This is a genomic window from Vibrio sp. 1078-1, assembly GCF_033340475.1.
Map to the genome: position 1 here is coordinate 1 of NZ_JAWOWM010000874.1, position 523 is coordinate 523.

Genomic DNA, 523 nt, shown 5'->3' on the forward strand with positions numbered 1-523 from the left:
GAACCACACAATGATTGACTCGTTTCTAATGGAGTTAGCGAGTCAGAAAAGTAAGTGTTAAAAGCAGAAAAGGGATGTTGATGTTTTTGACCACTTCATTTGAGTTAGTCATTTTATGAATAAAAAAACCGAGGCAATTGCCTCGGTTTTGCTTTTTTCACGCCAATTAGAACTTGAAGCGTGTAGTGAACATGATTTGATCACCGTAGAAATCGTTGATGCGAGCTTCAGCACCAAGAGAGAAAAGCTCTGTTGAATGGAAGCGCGCGTAAGCAGAACCTGTCCAATCGTCATCGTTGTCGATTGAAACGTAACCAACTTTACCACCCACTTCAAGTTGAGGACCAAGCCATTGGCGAACACCTAAGTTAAGCTCCATACCAACATCTGTGCTGCTTGAGCTTGTTGGCTGAACCACACGCATTAGCATTTCACCTGTAAGGTCTGCCCAGTTGTTTAGCGGTGAGTGAAAGCCAAAACCTGCAGCAGAATCAAAGTCGCTATCAAACTCAGAGTCGATACG

Annotated in this window: 1 protein-coding gene; it reads right to left on the reverse strand. The window is 43.4% G+C overall.

Annotated features, from left to right (window positions below; translation table 11 throughout):
* Positions 1-166: 166 nt before the first annotated feature.
* A partial coding sequence (locus R7190_RS30570) for a hypothetical protein (RefSeq protein WP_318138304.1) occupies positions 167-523 on the reverse strand: 357 nt, incomplete at its 5' end.